Annotated in this window: 14 protein-coding genes and 1 riboswitch; of the genes, 5 read left to right on the plus strand and 9 right to left on the minus strand. The window is 62.9% G+C overall.

Going from position 1 to position 15,935, the window contains the following annotated elements; translation table 11 throughout:
- Nucleotides 1–39 precede the first annotated feature (39 nt).
- From fba to FCU66_RS27295, 3 genes are all read right to left on the minus strand, one after another.
- A complete protein-coding gene (fba, locus tag FCU66_RS27285; RefSeq protein ID WP_013532928.1) occupies nucleotides 40–1,104 on the minus strand; it encodes a class II fructose-bisphosphate aldolase in 1,065 nt (354 codons plus the stop codon).
- Nucleotides 1,105–1,267: 163 nt separating this feature from the next.
- Nucleotides 1,268–1,741, minus strand: coding sequence for a 6,7-dimethyl-8-ribityllumazine synthase (locus tag FCU66_RS27290; protein ID WP_136620731.1), 474 nt, complete (start codon nucleotides 1,739–1,741; stop codon nucleotides 1,268–1,270).
- 77 nt (nucleotides 1,742–1,818) lie between these two features.
- Nucleotides 1,819–2,021: riboswitch (FMN riboswitch) on the minus strand.
- A gap of 66 nt (nucleotides 2,022–2,087) precedes the next feature.
- Nucleotides 2,088–3,257: an MFS transporter gene (locus FCU66_RS27295; RefSeq protein ID WP_136620732.1), complete on the minus strand. Its 1,170-nt coding sequence runs from the start codon at nucleotides 3,255–3,257 to the stop codon at nucleotides 2,088–2,090.
- A 49-nt stretch (nucleotides 3,258–3,306) separates the two neighbouring features.
- Between FCU66_RS27295 and FCU66_RS27300 the strand changes: the two genes are divergently transcribed.
- Nucleotides 3,307–3,846: an Lrp/AsnC family transcriptional regulator gene (locus FCU66_RS27300; RefSeq protein WP_136620733.1), complete on the plus strand. Its 540-nt coding sequence runs from the start codon at nucleotides 3,307–3,309 to the stop codon at nucleotides 3,844–3,846.
- A gap of 18 nt (nucleotides 3,847–3,864) precedes the next feature.
- On the opposite strand, the gene mtnA is transcribed toward FCU66_RS27300, so the two are convergent.
- Together mtnA and mtnK are read right to left on the minus strand one after the other, a co-directional pair.
- On the minus strand, nucleotides 3,865–4,959 hold the full coding sequence (gene mtnA / locus FCU66_RS27305) for an S-methyl-5-thioribose-1-phosphate isomerase (protein ID WP_136620734.1): 1,095 nt from the start codon (nucleotides 4,957–4,959) through the stop codon (nucleotides 3,865–3,867).
- On the minus strand, nucleotides 4,956–6,227 hold the full coding sequence (gene mtnK, locus FCU66_RS27310) for an S-methyl-5-thioribose kinase (protein ID WP_136620735.1): 1,272 nt from the start codon (nucleotides 6,225–6,227) through the stop codon (nucleotides 4,956–4,958). The genes mtnA and mtnK overlap by 4 nt, the downstream gene beginning before the upstream one ends.
- 135 nt (nucleotides 6,228–6,362) lie before the next feature.
- Here mtnK and FCU66_RS27315 point away from each other — a divergent pair, with 135 nt between their 5' ends.
- The 3 genes from FCU66_RS27315 to FCU66_RS27325 all read left to right on the plus strand — a co-directional run bounded on the left by FCU66_RS27315 (nucleotide 6,363) and on the right by FCU66_RS27325 (nucleotide 10,053).
- Entirely contained in the window at nucleotides 6,363–7,874 is a 1,512-nt protein-coding gene (locus tag FCU66_RS27315; RefSeq protein WP_136620736.1) for a sugar ABC transporter ATP-binding protein, read from the plus strand.
- Nucleotides 7,875–7,954: 80 nt separating this feature from the next.
- Nucleotides 7,955–8,950, plus strand: coding sequence for an ABC transporter permease (locus FCU66_RS27320; RefSeq protein ID WP_136620737.1), 996 nt, complete (start codon nucleotides 7,955–7,957; stop codon nucleotides 8,948–8,950).
- Nucleotides 8,951–9,000: 50 nt separating this feature from the next.
- On the plus strand, nucleotides 9,001–10,053 hold the full coding sequence (locus tag FCU66_RS27325) for a substrate-binding domain-containing protein (protein ID WP_136620738.1): 1,053 nt from the start codon (nucleotides 9,001–9,003) through the stop codon (nucleotides 10,051–10,053).
- A 137-nt stretch (nucleotides 10,054–10,190) separates the two neighbouring features.
- Here the strand turns inward: FCU66_RS27325 and FCU66_RS27330 are convergent, their stop codons facing one another.
- The 4 genes from FCU66_RS27330 to FCU66_RS27345 form a co-directional block, all read right to left on the minus strand.
- On the minus strand, nucleotides 10,191–10,421 hold the full coding sequence (locus tag FCU66_RS27330) for a type II toxin-antitoxin system RelE/ParE family toxin (protein WP_342778207.1): 231 nt from the start codon (nucleotides 10,419–10,421) through the stop codon (nucleotides 10,191–10,193).
- Complete coding sequence (locus FCU66_RS27335) at nucleotides 10,414–10,689, minus strand: ribbon-helix-helix domain-containing protein (RefSeq protein WP_136620739.1); 276 nt, start codon at nucleotides 10,687–10,689, stop codon at nucleotides 10,414–10,416. The genes FCU66_RS27330 and FCU66_RS27335 overlap by 8 nt, the downstream gene beginning before the upstream one ends.
- A 104-nt stretch (nucleotides 10,690–10,793) precedes the next feature.
- On the minus strand, nucleotides 10,794–12,848 hold the full coding sequence (locus tag FCU66_RS27340) for a bifunctional aldolase/short-chain dehydrogenase (protein WP_136620740.1): 2,055 nt from the start codon (nucleotides 12,846–12,848) through the stop codon (nucleotides 10,794–10,796).
- 91 nt (nucleotides 12,849–12,939) lie between these two features.
- Complete coding sequence (locus FCU66_RS27345) at nucleotides 12,940–13,905, minus strand: sugar-binding transcriptional regulator (protein WP_136620741.1); 966 nt, start codon at nucleotides 13,903–13,905, stop codon at nucleotides 12,940–12,942.
- A 189-nt stretch (nucleotides 13,906–14,094) separates the two neighbouring features.
- Between FCU66_RS27345 and FCU66_RS27350 the strand changes: the two genes are divergently transcribed.
- Nucleotides 14,095–15,747: an acyl-CoA synthetase gene (locus FCU66_RS27350; protein ID WP_136620742.1), complete on the plus strand. Its 1,653-nt coding sequence runs from the start codon at nucleotides 14,095–14,097 to the stop codon at nucleotides 15,745–15,747.
- The last annotated feature ends 188 nt before the right edge of the window (nucleotides 15,748–15,935 follow it).

Below are 15,935 nucleotides of genomic sequence, written 5' to 3' on the forward strand. Positions count from 1 at the left end.
CTGCCGGGCATCTCCCCCACGAGGGGGGAGATTGGCAGTTCACCCAAACTTCGGATCGAGACTACCCGACTTATACCGCTTGGCCATCTCCGCAACCGGCAGCGGCTTGATCTTCTGCGCGTTGCCGGCGGTGCCGAACTGTTCGAAGCGCTCCTTGCAGAGCTTGCGCATCGCCGCCATCGCCGGCGTCAGATATTTGCGCGGATCGAACTCGCTCGGGTTCTCGGTCAGCACCTTGCGGATCGCGCCGGTCAACGCCATGCGGTTGTCGGTGTCGATGTTGATCTTGCGCACGCCGTGCTTGATGCCGCGCTGGATTTCCTCGACCGGCACGCCCCAGGTCGGCTTCATCTGGCCGCCATATTTGTTGATGATCTCCTGCAGATCCTCCGGCACCGAAGACGAGCCATGCATGACCAGATGCATGTTGGGCAGGCGGCGGTGGATTTCCTCGATGACGTTCATGGCCAGCACCGCACCATCGGGCTTGCGCGAGAATTTATAGGCGCCGTGGCTGGTGCCCATGGCAACCGCCAGCGCATCGACATGGGTGTCCTTGACGAACTCGACCGCCTGTTCCGGGTCGGTCAAAAGCTGGTCGTGGCTGATCGCGCCTTCGACGCCATGGCCGTCTTCCTGTTCGCCGCCGCCGCTCTCCAGCGAGCCGAGCACGCCGATCTCGCCTTCGACAGACACGCCGCCCCAATGCGCCATGTCGACGACGCGCTTGGTGATGCCGGAATTGTAGGCGTAGTCGGCCGGTGTCTTGCCGTCCTCCTTCAGCGATCCGTCCATCATGACGGAAGTGAAGCCGTACTGGATGGCGGTCACGCAGGTGGCTTCGTTGTTGCCATGGTCGAGATGCATGCAGACCGGAATGTCGGGATGGATTTCGACCAGCGCGTCGATCAGCTTGGCCAGCACCACGTCATTGGCATAGGCGCGCGCGCCGCGGCTGGCCTGCAGGATGACCGGCGACTTGGTCTCCTCGGCGGCCTCCATGATGGCGAGGCCCTGTTCCATGTTGTTCATGTTGAAAGCGGGCACGCCGTAGCCGTATTCGGCGGCGTGGTCGAGCAATTGTCTCAGTGTTATGCGAGCCACCCAATAGTCTCCCGTATCTGGTTTCAAGCGCAACGTCGCGGGCCGGCCGGTCGCCGGTCGGCTCTTGATGCTTCTGGCCGGATTTCAACGGAACCGCAACCTTCAGCGGTCTTCTCGATCGCAATTCTTGTTGCAGGGTTGAAATCCGGGCTGTTTGACGACCTCAGGCCGCGATCTGTTCCCGAGCCGCCAGGAGCTGGACGCAGGCATTGGCCGCTTCCTTGCCCTTGACGGTGAAGTGCTCGAAGAAGAAGCGGTGGTGCTCGGCGCTGTCGTGGTAGTTGTGCGGCGTGAGCACCGCTGACAGCACCGGCACGCCGGTCGACAACTGCACATTCATCATGCCGTCGATCACCGCGCTGGCGACGAACTCATGCCGGTAGATGCCGCCATTGACGACAAAGGCCGTGCCGAGGATCGCGGCATAGCGGCCGGTCTGGGCCAAGGTCTTGGCATGCAGGGGAATTTCATAGGCGCCCGGCACGTCGAAGATATCGACAGCGAAGCGCTCGCCGCCGATGTCGGCCAGTTCCGCCTCGAAGGCCTGTACGCACTGGTCGACGATATCGGCGTGCCAGCGCGCCCTGATAACGGCGATACGGGTCGTTTCATAGTCTTTATGGGAATGCTGATTCATGGGTCCATCCTTCCGTTTCGAACCAGAATCAGGACGCACGATACGCAATCCGGCCCGCCGGGGCGGTCCGTCTTCCGTTTCGTTCTCTTCCATCCGGACTGTAACCGTCGGCTCCGGAATCACACCGGATCTGCTGACCTTCCCGATTGTGCCGGGAAGCGCTCGCGGGCTTGGGTCCCGCGCATGACCCCGAAAACCGGAACGGTTTTCGGAAAGGAATCATGCGCAACTAGGAGTCCTTACCGCCGGTGGGGACTTTCACCCTGCCCTGAGAACATTAACGGCTTTGTATGAAAGGGCAGGACGCTGCTGTCAACCGTGAGAAGGTTGGGCCAAGCACGTACGACTACCTCGTGCGCCAAGCCGCCGCCGATGCGGCAACCAGCATGAGCACTGCCGCAACCGCCGCGCAGGTGGCAAAGCCGAAGCTGGAATAAAGCGGCCCGAAACTGGTGGTGCCGACGAAGACCGCGAGGTAGGTCACCGCGCTGTTCAAGCCCATGATCGTGCCGCGCCGCGACGGATCGAGTGCCGACAGGCGCATCACCAGGACGTTCAATCCGAAATGATTGGCAAGTCCCCAAACCGCGACCATGGCCAGGGTCACGCTGAAACTGCCGCTCGTTGCGGCCATGGCAACATAGACGACCGCGACCAGAAGATAGGCGAATGGCATGACGCGTCGTGCGCCGAGCCGATCGATGACGCCGTCGAGCAGAGCAGCTGTACCGAAGCCGATTCCGTAGGCAAGGGCCGCCAGCCCATTGGCGCTGACCGGCTGCCCAAGCCCAACGTGAAGGTGGTCGCCGAGATAGCCATAGACACCATAGAAGGCGGTCATGAAGGCGGCGCAGGCAATGAGAAGCGGGACGATGCCGGGAATGCCGAGCGCGTCTAGTGGCGTCGGTGCCGGGCCGCTCTTCCTGATGTCACTCAGCGACGACAGTGCGAGGCCGGCCAACGCAAGCATTGCAAGCAGCGCGACCGCTGCGAAAACGGCGCGCCAATGTACGAGATCGGCAAGCACGGCCGACAGCGAGACGCCGGCCACCATGCTGAGCGTCCATCCGGTCAGCACGACCCCGATCGTGCCGCTTTCACGGCCGGGCGGAGCGATGGCCGCGGCGCTGGCATAGATTGCCGGCATGGCGATACCGGCAGCGATGCCGGCGAGCAGCTGTGCCGCGACCAGCATGATCACCGTGGGTGCCGCGGCACTCGCGACCAGTGCCAGTGCCAGCAGCAACAGTGCGCCCTGCAGCATCCGGCGTGCGCCGAGCCGGTCGATGTAGCGGGCCAGGAACAGCGCGCTTGCGGAGGTGCCGAGGCCGAACGCGGCCGCCGCAATCATCACGGCCGGCACGCTGGTCCCGAACGACGAGGCCACAGCCGGTGCGATCGGACCCAGCACAAGCGAGTTCGAGCCGATGACGGCGATGCAGCCCGTCAAGAGATAGGCAAGCGCCGGAATCGGTGCTCGGGCAGTCAAAGGTGCAACTTGATCAATGTTCGACATATCAGCATAATGGCCGTATTCAATTCAGCGGAGAACCAGGAATTTCGCCATGGATGAAGAAACAGATGGCATTCTGCAGAACAGGCCTGCGCCCCGCGATCTCGACGCGATAGACCGAAGAATATTAGGCGTCCTGGTCGATGACGCCACGATCAGCTACGCCGAACTCGGCGATCGCGTGGGCTTGTCGCCACCCGCAGCGCATGAGCGGGTCAAACGGCTCCGGCGCAGCGGCGCCATCCGCAACACGGTCGCCATCATCGATCCCCGGGCGGTGAAAAAGCCTTTGCTTGCCTTTGTCCACATCGACACCAGGGGTTGGGGAAAGACGCCGGAACTGATGGCGGTCTCGCAATATCCCGAAGTCGAGGAGATCCATACCGTCGCCGGTGATACCTGCATGCTGCTGAAGGTCCGCACGGAAGATACCAGAGCACTCGAAGGCCTTTTGGCGCGCCTGTACGAAACGCCGGGGGTCACCTCGACGCGCAGCTATGTGGTTTTATCGACCTATCTGGAGCGGCCGGTGCAGCCGGGCATTACCGAGACATGGCCGACGCCGAAGCATATGGCCGAGCCTCTGTACTAGAAGACTAGAAGCGAGCGGCTACGCTCTCTCGGGAAACATGGCTTTCAGACCCGCGCGCGACGCCTTGGCAACGCCGCGTTCGGTGATCAGTCCGGTCACCAGCCGCGCCGGCGTCACATCGAAGGCCGGGTTTGCCGCCGGCGTCGTCTCCGGCGAAATGCGCACCTGGGCAATCTCACCGGCAGCGGTCTTGCCCCAGACCAGCGAGACCTCGTCGGCCGAGCGCTGCTCGATCGGGATTTCGGCCAGACCGTCATGCACCGTCCAGTCGATGGTCGGCGAGGGCAGGGCGACATAGAACGGCACATCATTGTCGGCGGCGGCGAGCGCCTTCAGATAGGTGCCGATCTTGTTGCAGACGTCGCCGTCGGCGGTGGTGCGGTCGGTGCCGACGATGACCATGTCGATCTCGCCGCGCTGCATCAGATGACCGCCGGCATTATCGACGATCAGCGTGTGCGGCACGCCATGCCCGGCCATCTCCCAGGCGGTCAGCTGGGCGCCCTGGTTGCGCGGCCGTGTTTCATCGACATAGACGTGGACCGGAATGCCGGCCTCCGTGGCCAGATAGATCGGCGCGGTGGCCGTGCCGTAGTCGACGGTCGCCAGCCAGCCGGCATTGCAGTGGGTGAGGATGTTAACCGGCTCGCCCTTCTGCTTGCGTGCCGCGATGGCCTTGATGATGGCGAGACCGTTCTCGCCGATGGCGCGGTTGAGCTCGACATCCTCGTCGGCGATCTCATCGGCGCGCCGATAGGCGGCTGCGGCGCGTTGCTCTGTTGGCAGGGGCCGCAGGAAGCGCCGCATTTCGTCGAGCGCCCAGCGCAGATTGATCGCGGTCGGGCGCGTCTCGTGCAGGGTCTCCCACACAGCGTCGAGCGCTGCATCCGACGGATCGTCAGCCATCTGCATGGCGACACCATAAGCGGCGGTGACGCCGATCAGCGGCGCGCCGCGCACCCACATGTCGCGGATGGCGGTGGCGATGCCGGCAACGCTGCCGATCTTTTCGATGCGGAAATCATGCGGCAGCCAGCGCTGGTCGATGATCTCCACCGAACGTCCGTCGTCGCTCAGCCAGATGGTGCGATAGTGGCGGTCGCCGACGTTCAAATGCTGCTCTCCTGTTCGATCAGCGCGGCCAGGTTGTTGACCTCGTCGATGCTGTGGATATGGCGCCGGTTGACGGCGATGTGACGGCCGAATTTCAGCGCCTTTGCCTCACAACTGGCGCGCAAATCCTCGTCGGCAATGGTCTCGAAATCGGCATTGTGGGCGAGGCCGAGGATACGTCGGTGAACCTCGATGCCGGCAAAGCCCAGCAAATCGGTCCAGATCTGGTGCAGCACATGGTCGAGCGCCTGCTCGGCGCCGAGCCTGTCGCCCTGATCCTCGAACAGGCTCTTCTGATAGAGCATGCCGGTGCGCTCGGTGCGCCACAGATGCGAGAACTCGGCGCGGAACACCGACCATGTTTCGGCTGTCACGCCGAGCAGATAGGCGCGCATGGCGTCGCGCTTGCCAGTCTGCTCATGGCCGCGCTGCGAGAAGAACGACATCCAGAAATTGGCAAGCAGCATGCCGACATCGAAGGCCATCGGGCCGTAGAAGGCGAACTCCGGATCGATCATCCGGGTTTCCCGGTCTGTGACCATGATTGAGCCGGAATGCAGATCGCCATGCAGCAGCGTCTCCGCATTGGCGGCGAACAGATGCTTCAGCCGCTGCGCCTCGACCTTGAGGTCGCGGTCGGCGCGCAGGTCGGCGACGAGACCGTCGAGCTGCGGCGAGGTGTGGCGGTTCATCTTGGCATCGAAATAGGGGTCGGAAAACACCAGGCTCTCGGTGATGTCGCAGAGTTCGACATTGTCGGCGAACAGCGCCAGATCGGCCTTGCGGTCCTTGGCCGCCATGTGCAGGTCGGAGCCGCGAAACAGCGTGCGGGCCATGAACAGGCCGATATCCCGGGCAATGTTCGGCAATTGCCGGCCTTCGATCAGCGCCCGCCGCAGGATGATGTGCGGTGACAGATATTCCATGATGATCAGCGCCTGGCCCTCATCGAAATGATGGATGGCCGGCACCGAGCCCGGCGCACGCGCCTCTTGCCGGGTCAGCGCGTGATATTCGAAGAAAGAGCGCTTTAAGGGCAGCGGCCAGCTGTCGCCGACCAGGCGGACATAGGGCAGGGCCTGCTTGACCACCGCCGCACCGCTGGCGCCCTCGACGATGAACACCAGGTTGAGATTGCCGTCACCGACCTCGCGGACCTTCCAGCATGTCGTGTCCTTGCCGATCTTCGCGCATAGCGCGTCGTTGTCACCAAGGCGGACAGCCAGGGTCTCGACCGACAGGGCTTCGAACGGCAATTTTTCAGTCATCGTCATCCTCCCGCATATGCGCTCCGAACATAACGGAGGCATGGCGGCCGGGCCAAGCTAGGAAGCGATCTGGCAATTGTCAATCGTGTTGACAATTGCCGATACAGCTCATAGCGTCATGTCAGGGAGGAACGCATGGTCGGCAATGCCGTGTTCCGCGTAGAGGGACTGAGGAAATCCTTTGGCCATAACGAGGTGCTTGGCGGCGTCTCGCTGGAACTGCATGCCGGTGAAGTGACCGTGCTGATGGGCGCCAACGGCGCCGGCAAATCCACCCTCGTCAAGATCATCTCTGGCGTCTATGAGCGCGGCGGCGGCACGATGGCGCTCGCCGACCAGGATTTCGCACCGAAAACCCCGGCTGAGGCGATCCGCGCCGGCGTCGTCACCGTGCACCAGAACATCAATGACGGTGTCGTCGCCGATCTCGACGTCGCCACCAATCTGACCCTCGACAGGCTGAGCGGCAAAGGCGCGCCCACCCTGTTCAATCCGGCCCGCGTGCGCCGGGAGGCCAAGGCGGTTGCCGACCGCATGGGGCTGGCCATCGATTTGAAGGCGAGGGTGAGCGATCTTTCGCTGGCCGATCGCCAGATGGTGGCGATTGCCCGCGCCTTGGCGCACCAGCCGAAAGTGCTGATCCTCGACGAGCCGACCTCATCTCTCTCCAGCGCCGAGGCCGATCGGCTGTTTGCGCTGATCGACAGGCTGCGCGAGCAAGGCGTGGCGATCCTCTACATCTCGCACCGCATGTCGGACATCAGGCGGTTGGCCGATCGGATCATCTCGATGCGAGACGGAATCATCTCAGGCATTTTCGACAAGAAGCCGCTCGACTATGAAGGCGCGGTCAACGCCATGCTCGGCCGCAAGATCCATCTCGACCAGATCGTCGTCAGGAATTCGGCCAAGGCAATCCTGACGATCGAAGGTCTGCGCATTGCGCCAGGCGCCCGGCCGATTTCGCTGACGCTCGGCGACGGCGAGGTCGTCGCCATCACCGGCCTCGTCGGCGTCGGCAAGACGGCGCTCGCCGAGACGCTGTTTGGCGTGCGCAGGCCGCTCGCCGGCACCATGACGATGAATGGCAAGCCTTATGCGCCTGAAACAGCTGGTGAGGCAATCGCCGCCGGCGTGTTCCTCGTCGCCAAGGACCGCGGCGAGAACGGCATCGTCGGCGGCTTCAACATCCAGGAAAATATCAGCCTGCCGTTTCACAAGCGCATGTCGCGCTTCGGCATCCTGAGGCGCCGTCTCGAACGTGCCACCGCTCGCCGGCAGATCGAAGAACTGGGCATCGTCTGCCGTTCCGAGAAGGACGAGATGTCGGAGCTGTCCGGCGGCAACCAGCAGAAGGTGATGGTCGCCCGCTGGATGGCTCAGGATGCGAAACTGTTCATTCTGGATGAGCCGTTTCAGGGCGTCGATATTTCCGCCCGCCGCGACATTGCCGCCAAGCTCAGGGCGAGTGCAAACGGCCGCGCCACGCTGTTGTTCGTCACCGAGCTGGACGAGGCGCTGGAGACCGCCGATCGCATCCTGGTCATGTCGGAGCAGACCATCGTCGGCGAACACCGCAATGCCGATGTCGATCTCGATCGCCTGCTGGCCGAGGTCGCCGGCGGACCGTTGCACAGCGCGGCCTAGCGCGCGGCCAATAGGAATTGGAATGGAGAGAGCATGGGTTCGAGTTGGGTAAAGACGGCAGCGGTGCGAGGGGGCACTGAATGACGCTGCGCGACCACGCCATCCGCTACGGGTTCATCGTGCTCTTGTTCGGGCTCGTCGCCTATTTCTCGATCGCGGCCGACGGTTTCGTTTCGCCGCAAAGTGCTGTCTTCATCTTCCAGTCGGTCGCCATCACCGGCGTGCTGGCGCTCGGCGTCACAGCCACGCTGGTCGTCGGCGGCTTCGATCTGTCGATCGGCTCGGTCGCTACGTCAGCCATGATGGCGGCGGCCTATGTGATGGTGGTGCTGGAGCAGAACGCCCTCGTCGCGGTCGTCGTCTGCCTGCTCATCGGCGCCATTGTCGGCCTGATCAACGGCTGGCTGATCGTCTACATGCGCGTGCCCGATCTGCTGGCGACGCTCGGCATGATGTTCCTGCTCGTCGGCCTGCAGCGCATTCCGACCGAAGGCCGTTCGATCGCCACCGGCATGACCATGCCGGACGGTTCGGTCGCCAACGGCAAATTCTCTGACGCCTTCCTGGCGCTCGGGCGCCACCGCTTCGACTTCTTCATCCCCAACCTCATTCCGGTGTCGGTGGTGGTGCTGCTCGTGCTCGCCGTGCTGATCTGGTTCTTCCTCGAATACACCCGCTTCGGCCGCATGATGTACGCGGTCGGCAGCAATGAGCGCGCCGCCGAACTCGCCGGTGCGCCTGTCAAGGCATACAAGATCTGGGCCTACGTTATTTCAGGAGTTTTTGCCTCGATCGGCGGCATTTTGCTCGCTGCCCGGCTTGGACGCGGCGACATCGCCTCGGGTAATAATCTACTGCTCGATGCAGTTGCCGCGGCGCTGATCGGCTACGCGGTGCTAGGTGCCGCCAAGCCGAATGCCTTCGGCACCGCCGTCGGCGCGCTGTTCGTCGGCATCTTGCTGCAAGGCCTGACGATGATGAACGCGCCTTACTACACGCAGGATTTCGTCAAGGGCGTCGTTCTGGTCATCGCCCTTGTCTTCACCTTTGCGCTTTCGGGCAGGGGCAGGAGGTAGCTTTTCGACCGGAACAGGATTTGGGTTCAACAAGAGTGGAGGAAAACAAAGTGAGCATTACAAGAAGACTTCTAGGGAAGGCGGCGCTCGGCCTGGCCGGCGCAACCATGCTGATGCAGTTCCCGGCGCTGGCCGCGGACAAGCCGGCGCCTTTCGACAAGCCTGGCGTCAAGATCGCGTTGGTGCGCTATCTCTCGACCGGCGACTTCTTCCAGGCCTATCTTTCGGGCGTCGAGGCCCAGTCCAAAGCGCTCGGCATCGACCTGCGCGTGCTCGACAGCCGCCAGGATGCCGCCCTTCAGTCCGACATGGTCGATCAGGCCATCGCGCTCGGCGTGCAGGGCATCATCATCCAGCACGGCCTGACGGAATCGATGAAGGACGCCGCCCAGCGTGCGGTCGACGCCGGCATCAAGGTGGTGGCCTTCGATGTCAATGTCGAAAACCCGAAGATCCCGCAGGTCGAACAGTCCGACCGTGACCTTGCGCGCCTCGCGCTCGAGCAGGCGGTCAAGGACAATGGCGAGAGCTGGAATGCCGGCTATGTCTATGTCGCCGGCATCGCGCCGCTCGACCGCCGCAACGAGACCTGGGTCGACGTGAAGAAGAAATATGCCGGCATCAAGGAAGTCGCGATGTTCGGCACGCTCGACAATCCGATCGCCAACTCCGTCGCCAACCAGGCGCGTTCGGTGCTGTCGGCGCATCCCGACATCAAGGTGATGTTCGCTCCCTATGACGAATTCGCCAAGGGTGTGAAGATCGCTGTCGATGAAGCCGGCCTCAACAAGGGCATCAAGATCTACTCGGCTGACATTTCGACCTCGGATATCGCCGCGATGCGGGAGCCCGACAGCGCCTGGGCTGCTACCGCCGCGACCAACCCGGCCGTCGTCGGCCAGGTCTCGGTGCGTGCGCTGGCGCAGTTGCTGGCCGGTGAAGATCCCGGCCACAACGTCGTCGTGCCGCCGACGCTGATCACCCAGAAGGACCTGATCGACAAGGACATCAAGAACATGGAGGACCTGTCTGCCAAGCTGCCGCAGTTCGCCCATGCCGATGTCGCGATGCCGGCCTGGATGCCGAACCCGAACGCGAAGTAGGGTTCAGCTGAAGACAAAGGAAAGGAGCGGCTCTCGGGCCGCTCTTTTCAAATTTGAAGTCTCCTCCCGAAGCCTCTGTTTACAGCCAATGCTCCGGATCGCGCATCCCGTGGACAATCGCCACGACCAGGACGCCGTCAGACTGCGGTTCGTAAATGACGATATAGCCGGCGTTCGATGAGCACACGGGCCGTCGCGCTCAATTCCGGCTGGGCCGTGCCCATCTTGGGGTGCTGCGCCACCAGTTCCAGCTTGGCAAAAATGCGCATAAGCAGCTTGTCCGCTGCCTTTTCGTTGTCGATTGCGATTGTGTGCCAGATATCCCGCAAATCCTGCGCGGCGCGCGGTGTGAGCCGATATCTAGCCACGGGCGCGGCGTTCTGCCTTCAGACTGCGTAGAAACTCGGCGGGTTCGATTTCCACCGGCTTGCCGCTGGCCATGCCGTCGGCATAGGCGCGTTTCAGATGCTCGAGCTCCAGGACACGCAATTCCTCGCGCTGCTCCCACAGGCGAAGAGCGTCGCGGACAATCTCGCTGTTGGAGGCATATGCTCCGCCTTCGATGGCGCTTTGCAGGCGAGCACTCTGCTTCGCGGTGAGCGAGATGGTGAGGGTGCGCATCGGTTCGGCTTTCATGCCGATCCTATATCACACCTCACAGGAACTAACAATATTTGTTAGGATTATGGCATCCATGTCTTGATCCCCCGCCATTCGGCAGGGGATCACAAGGCAAAGTTCTACCTCATAGCTGCCGCGATATTACCGCCATCGACCGTCGTCACGTCGGCGGTGGTCCGGTCGGCCAGCGCGTGGTGCAGGAACGCCTGCGCCACATCCTGTGCCGTCACTTCCTGGCCGAGCAGGTTGCCGGACATGTAGTCCTTCTCCGACACGCCGCGCGCGCCCGAACGGCTGGCGATCATGGCGTCGGTCAGAAGCCCCGAGCGGATGCGATCGGCGTTGACCGCGTTGGAGCGGATGCCGTAGGCGCCATAGTCGAGCGCGTATTGCCGGGACAGGAACAGTGTCGCCGCCTTCGGTACGCCATAGGCGCCGAATTTCGGACCCGGATTGACCGCCTGCTTGGAGGTGTTGAACAGAAGAGCGCCGCCGGTGCCTTGTTCCAGCATGATGCGCACCGCGTTCTGCGCCACCGACTGATGGGCGAAGAAGTTGAGTTCGAAACTCTTGCGCAGGAGCGCATCGTCGAGTTCGCCGATGCGGCCTTCCCAGGCCGCCCCTGCATTGGACACCAGAATGTCGACACCGCCGAACACGGCGACCGCTTTGTCGAAGGCGGCACGCACCTGCGCTGGGTCGGTGATGTCGGCGGCGACACCGATCGAATTGTTGCCGGCCTTCTTGGCGGCCTCGGCAGCCTTTTCAGCGTCGAGATCGACGACGACGGCATGGGCGCCATTGTCGGCGAACAGTTTTGCCGTCGCTGCACCGATCGCGCCGGCGCCGCCGGTGATCAGCACCACCTGGCCGGTCAGCGGCTTCGGCTTGTTGGAAGCTAGCTTGGCCTGTTCCAGCGACCAGTACTCCAGCGGGAACAGGTCTGCCTTGGAGAGCGGATGGAACCGGCCGACCGCTTCGGCGCCGCGCACCGCCTCGATCCACATTTCGCCGACATCGGATGCGATCTTCGCATCCTTCAGCGTGCGGCCGTGGCCGAACATGCCGAGGCCGGGAACCAGAGTCAGCCGCGGCATCTGGTCGAGCATGGTGCGCTTGACGTCGTCGAGCGCATCATTGGTTTCGAAATAGGCGCGGTAATCCTTGGCGAAGGCGTCGACATGGCTCTTGATCACGGATCTGTAGTCGCTGGCCTTGTCCGCATCGGGCGCCGGCAGCGCCATCGGCCCGGTCTTGATGCGGATCGACAGATCGGGTGTCGACACGCCGCGTCCGGCATAGTCGGCAATCTCGGATGAATTGATGAAATCGACGATTGCCGGCGAAGTGCGGAAGTCAGAGATCATGCGGTCGAAGCGGCCTTCGCCGCGCGCTACCGCCACCGCGCCGCGCAGCATCGGCGCGATGGACGCGGGTGTCGCGAGCCTTGCCGGCAAGGCTGCCTTTGCAGCCTGAGGCTTGCCGTGCTTGGCAATGTAGTCCTCGGCGACGTTTACATAATGGATCATCCTGTCATAGGCCTGCTTAGCATCGTCGCCGAAGGTGAAGATGCCATGCTTGTCGAGGATCAGGCCCTCGACATCAGGATCGGTGTCGAAGATATCGGCGGCCGCCTTGGCGAGGTCGAAGCCGGGCATGATGTAGGGCACGTAACCCATCTTGCTGCCGAACACCGTCTTCACCAGCGGCTTCGAGTCTTCCTGGTCGACGATGGCCAGAATGGCGGTCGAATGCGTGTGGTCGACGAATTTGTGCGGCAGGAAGGCATGCAGCAGCGTCTCGACCGACGGGTTGGGCGAGGACGGGTCGATGAGGTTGACGCGTTGCAGCGCGACCATGTCCTCGTCGGCCAGTTTGCTCAGCGCGCGCGCCTTGAGCAGCGGCTTGAGCTTGACCGCCGGCAGGCCCTGCGGCTCGATGACACCCATGTCCCAGCCGCTGCCCTTGACGCACAGCACGTCCCACTCGTCGCCGACAAGATCGGTCGCCGTCGTCTTGCACGAGGTGTTGCCGCCGCCATGCAGGACCAGCCGTGGTTCACCGCCCAGCAGCCGGGTCGTGTAGACGCGCAGCGCCAGGTCGCGGTCGACGCCCTTTTTCGCATAGTCGGCAACGAGCTTTTCGGCTGCATCGTCATTCCACAAATTCTTCATGTTCGTTTCGTCCGGTTGCTGTCTTTGATGGTGAAACAGGAATGCCGCGACGCTTTGATGACAATGCGTCGGCGGCGAAGATGATGGTTTCCTAGGAGGCCTTTTCTGTCGTGGCAGCGGCATGGTCCAGCAGCCGCTGCGCCATGCGCGCGCCGACCACCAGATGCGTGCAAAGGCCGCCTGCGATCGCCGCGAACAGCGGTTCGAACTTGCTGTCCTCCTGCACCACCATCAGCCGTCTGGCGATGGCGCGCAGCGAGGCAAGCTCGGCCGAGATTACCCGGCGGTTATAACTGCAGTCGAGCACCTCGCCCTCGGCGTCGATAATCTGACCGGCGATGACGCCGGCGGCGCCTCGGCTGCGCAGTTCCGCCATTTCGCCCGATGTCAGTGCGCCGCATTTGACCAGATGGCTGTCGGCGTCGACCGCGCCGACCGAGTACAGCGCCAGATCGCATTCACCGACCCCTGACAGCTGTTCGCGGATCACCGGCTCGGCGCGCAGCGCGCGCGCCAGCTCTTCCGTCGACAGCACCAGCGGTGCGTAGAAGTTGAGGCCCTTGGCGTTCAGCCGTCGCGCGATCTCCATCGTGCATTGGTCGGGCCGGTAGGAATAGGGCGCGCCGAGATTGCCGCAGAGCTGCACCACGGTGACATCCTGCAGGTCGGCATAGGACATGATGTCGGCGATCATGTAGACGGTGCGGCCCCAGGCGACGCCGATGCGGTCGCCCTTCTTGACCAGTTCGAGGAAGACGCTTGCCGCCAGCACGGCGATTTCCGTCGACGGGTCGGCGATATGGTCATTTTCCGGCGCGATCCAGACGGCGTCCAGGCCCAACGCATCCTCGAGCTTACGCGCCAGCACATCGTCGGTGAAAAGCTGGGTCGAGGTGGAGATGTTGACGATGCCGGTCTCGCGCGCCTTGCGCAGATACATGGCGACCGAGGCGCGGGAAATGTTAAGCTGGCTCGCCACCTGGTCCTGCCGCAGGCCATGGGCATAATAGAGCCAGGCGGCCTTGTGGATGAGTTGTTCTGCCGGTCGGATCGCCATGCCGTCTCCTCGGCTGACATTATTCACGGCTCTCGACAAAAGTCAAACTGGGCAGGGGCATGCGATGCCCTTTCATCCGCTGAATCTGGATCATCATTGTGCCAAATGCACCCTATCGTGGCATCGTTGATGGTGACGCGGCTCGAGCCTGTGACTAGAAGGTCTAAAAGAAAACGCGGGGAGCATGGGATGGGCAATCCTTACGAACAGGATCTCGACAAGAACGCGGCCAACCATCAGCCGCTGACGCCGCTCACCTATCTGGAGCGCGCGGCCAAGACCTATCCCGACCAGATCGCCATCATCCATGGCCGCCAGCGCGTCGACTATCGCACCTTCTGGCACCGGTCGCTGAAGCTTGCCTCGGCGCTCGACAAGCGCGGCATCGGCAAGGGCGACACGATCACCGTCATGCTGTCCAACACGCCGCCGATGCTGGAGGCGCATTTCGGCGTGCCGATGACCAAGGCGGTGCTGCATTCGCTCAACACCCGCCTTGATGCGGCGGTCGTCGCCTTCCAACTCGACCACGCCGAGACCAAGGTGCTGATCGTCGACCGCGAATTCTCCAGCGTCGTCAAGCAGGCCCTGGAGCTGGCCAAGGTCAAGCCGCTGGTCATCGACTATGACGATCCCGAATACGCCGCCGACGCGCCGTATCCGAAAGGCGAGCGGATTGGCACTCTGGACTATGAGGCGTTTGTTGCTGGCGGCGACGAGGATTTCGCCTGGTCGATGCCCGACGATGAGTGGGATGCCATTTCGCTCAACTACACCTCCGGAACGACAGGCAACCCGAAGGGCGTCGTCTACCACCATCGTGGTGCGGCCCTGATGGCCTACACCAACACCATCCATGCCGGCATGGCCAAGCATGCGGTCTATCTGTGGACGTTGCCGATGTTCCACTGCAACGGCTGGTGTTTTCCCTGGACGCTCGCCGTCCAGGCCGGCACCCATGTCTGCCTGCGCTGGGTGCGGCCGAAGCCGATCTACGATGCGATTGCCGATCACGGCGTCACCCATCTGTGCGGCGCGCCGGTTGTGATGTCGGTGCTGATCAATGCGAAGGACGAAGACAAGCGCGAATTCCCGCAGACTGTCACCTTCAATACCGCGGCTGCTCCGCCGCCGGAAGCCGTGCTGTCCGGCATGGCCGATGCCGGCTTTGCCGTCACCCATCTCTACGGCCTGACCGAGACCTATGGCCCGGCGGTCGTCAACGAATGGCATGGCGCCTGGGACGATCTCGAAAAGAGCGAGCGCAGCGCCAAGAAGGCGCGACAGGGCGTGCGCTATGCAGCACTCGAAGGCCTGACCGTCATGGATCCCGAGACGATGCGGACGACACCAGCCGACGGCGAGACCATTGGCGAGGTCATGTTCCGCGGCAACATCGTCATGAAAGGCTATTTGAAGAACCGTAAGGCGAGCGACGAGGCCTTCGCCGGCGGCTGGTTTCATTCCGGCGATCTCGGCGTCATGCACCCCGACGGTTATATCCAGCTCAAGGACCGCTCCAAGGACATCATCATCTCAGGCGGCGAGAACATCTCCTCGATTGAGGTCGAGGACGCGCTCTATAAGCACCCGTCCGTTGCCTCTTGCGGCGTCGTCGCCAGGCCTGACGACAAATGGGGCGAGGTGCCCGTAGCCTATGTCGAACTGAAGCCCGGCAAGGCGGCGACCGAGGCCGAGATCATCGAGCACTGCCGCGCGCTGCTTGCCCGCTTCAAGGTGCCGAAGGCGGTGATCTTCGCCGAAATTCCAAAGACCTCGACCGGCAAGATCCAGAAGTTCCGGCTGCGCGAGATGGCCAAGGACCTGACTTCGTCATCCTAGGGTGGAGCAGTCGCGAAGCGACGTCGCGGAAACCCTAGGATCCATGCCGTGACCTCACGGCCGTGCTCCAACGGTCGAGAATGACACGGCGCGCTGAACTGCGTAACTTCTTGATCCGCCACACTCTTTGACTGATGTCGCGGCATGGATCCTAGGGTCTGCGCCGCGTCGCTGCGCTCCTTGCTTCG

It is taken from the genome of Mesorhizobium norvegicum (genome assembly GCF_004919685.1).
GTDB lineage: Bacteria > Pseudomonadota > Alphaproteobacteria > Rhizobiales > Rhizobiaceae > Mesorhizobium > Mesorhizobium norvegicum.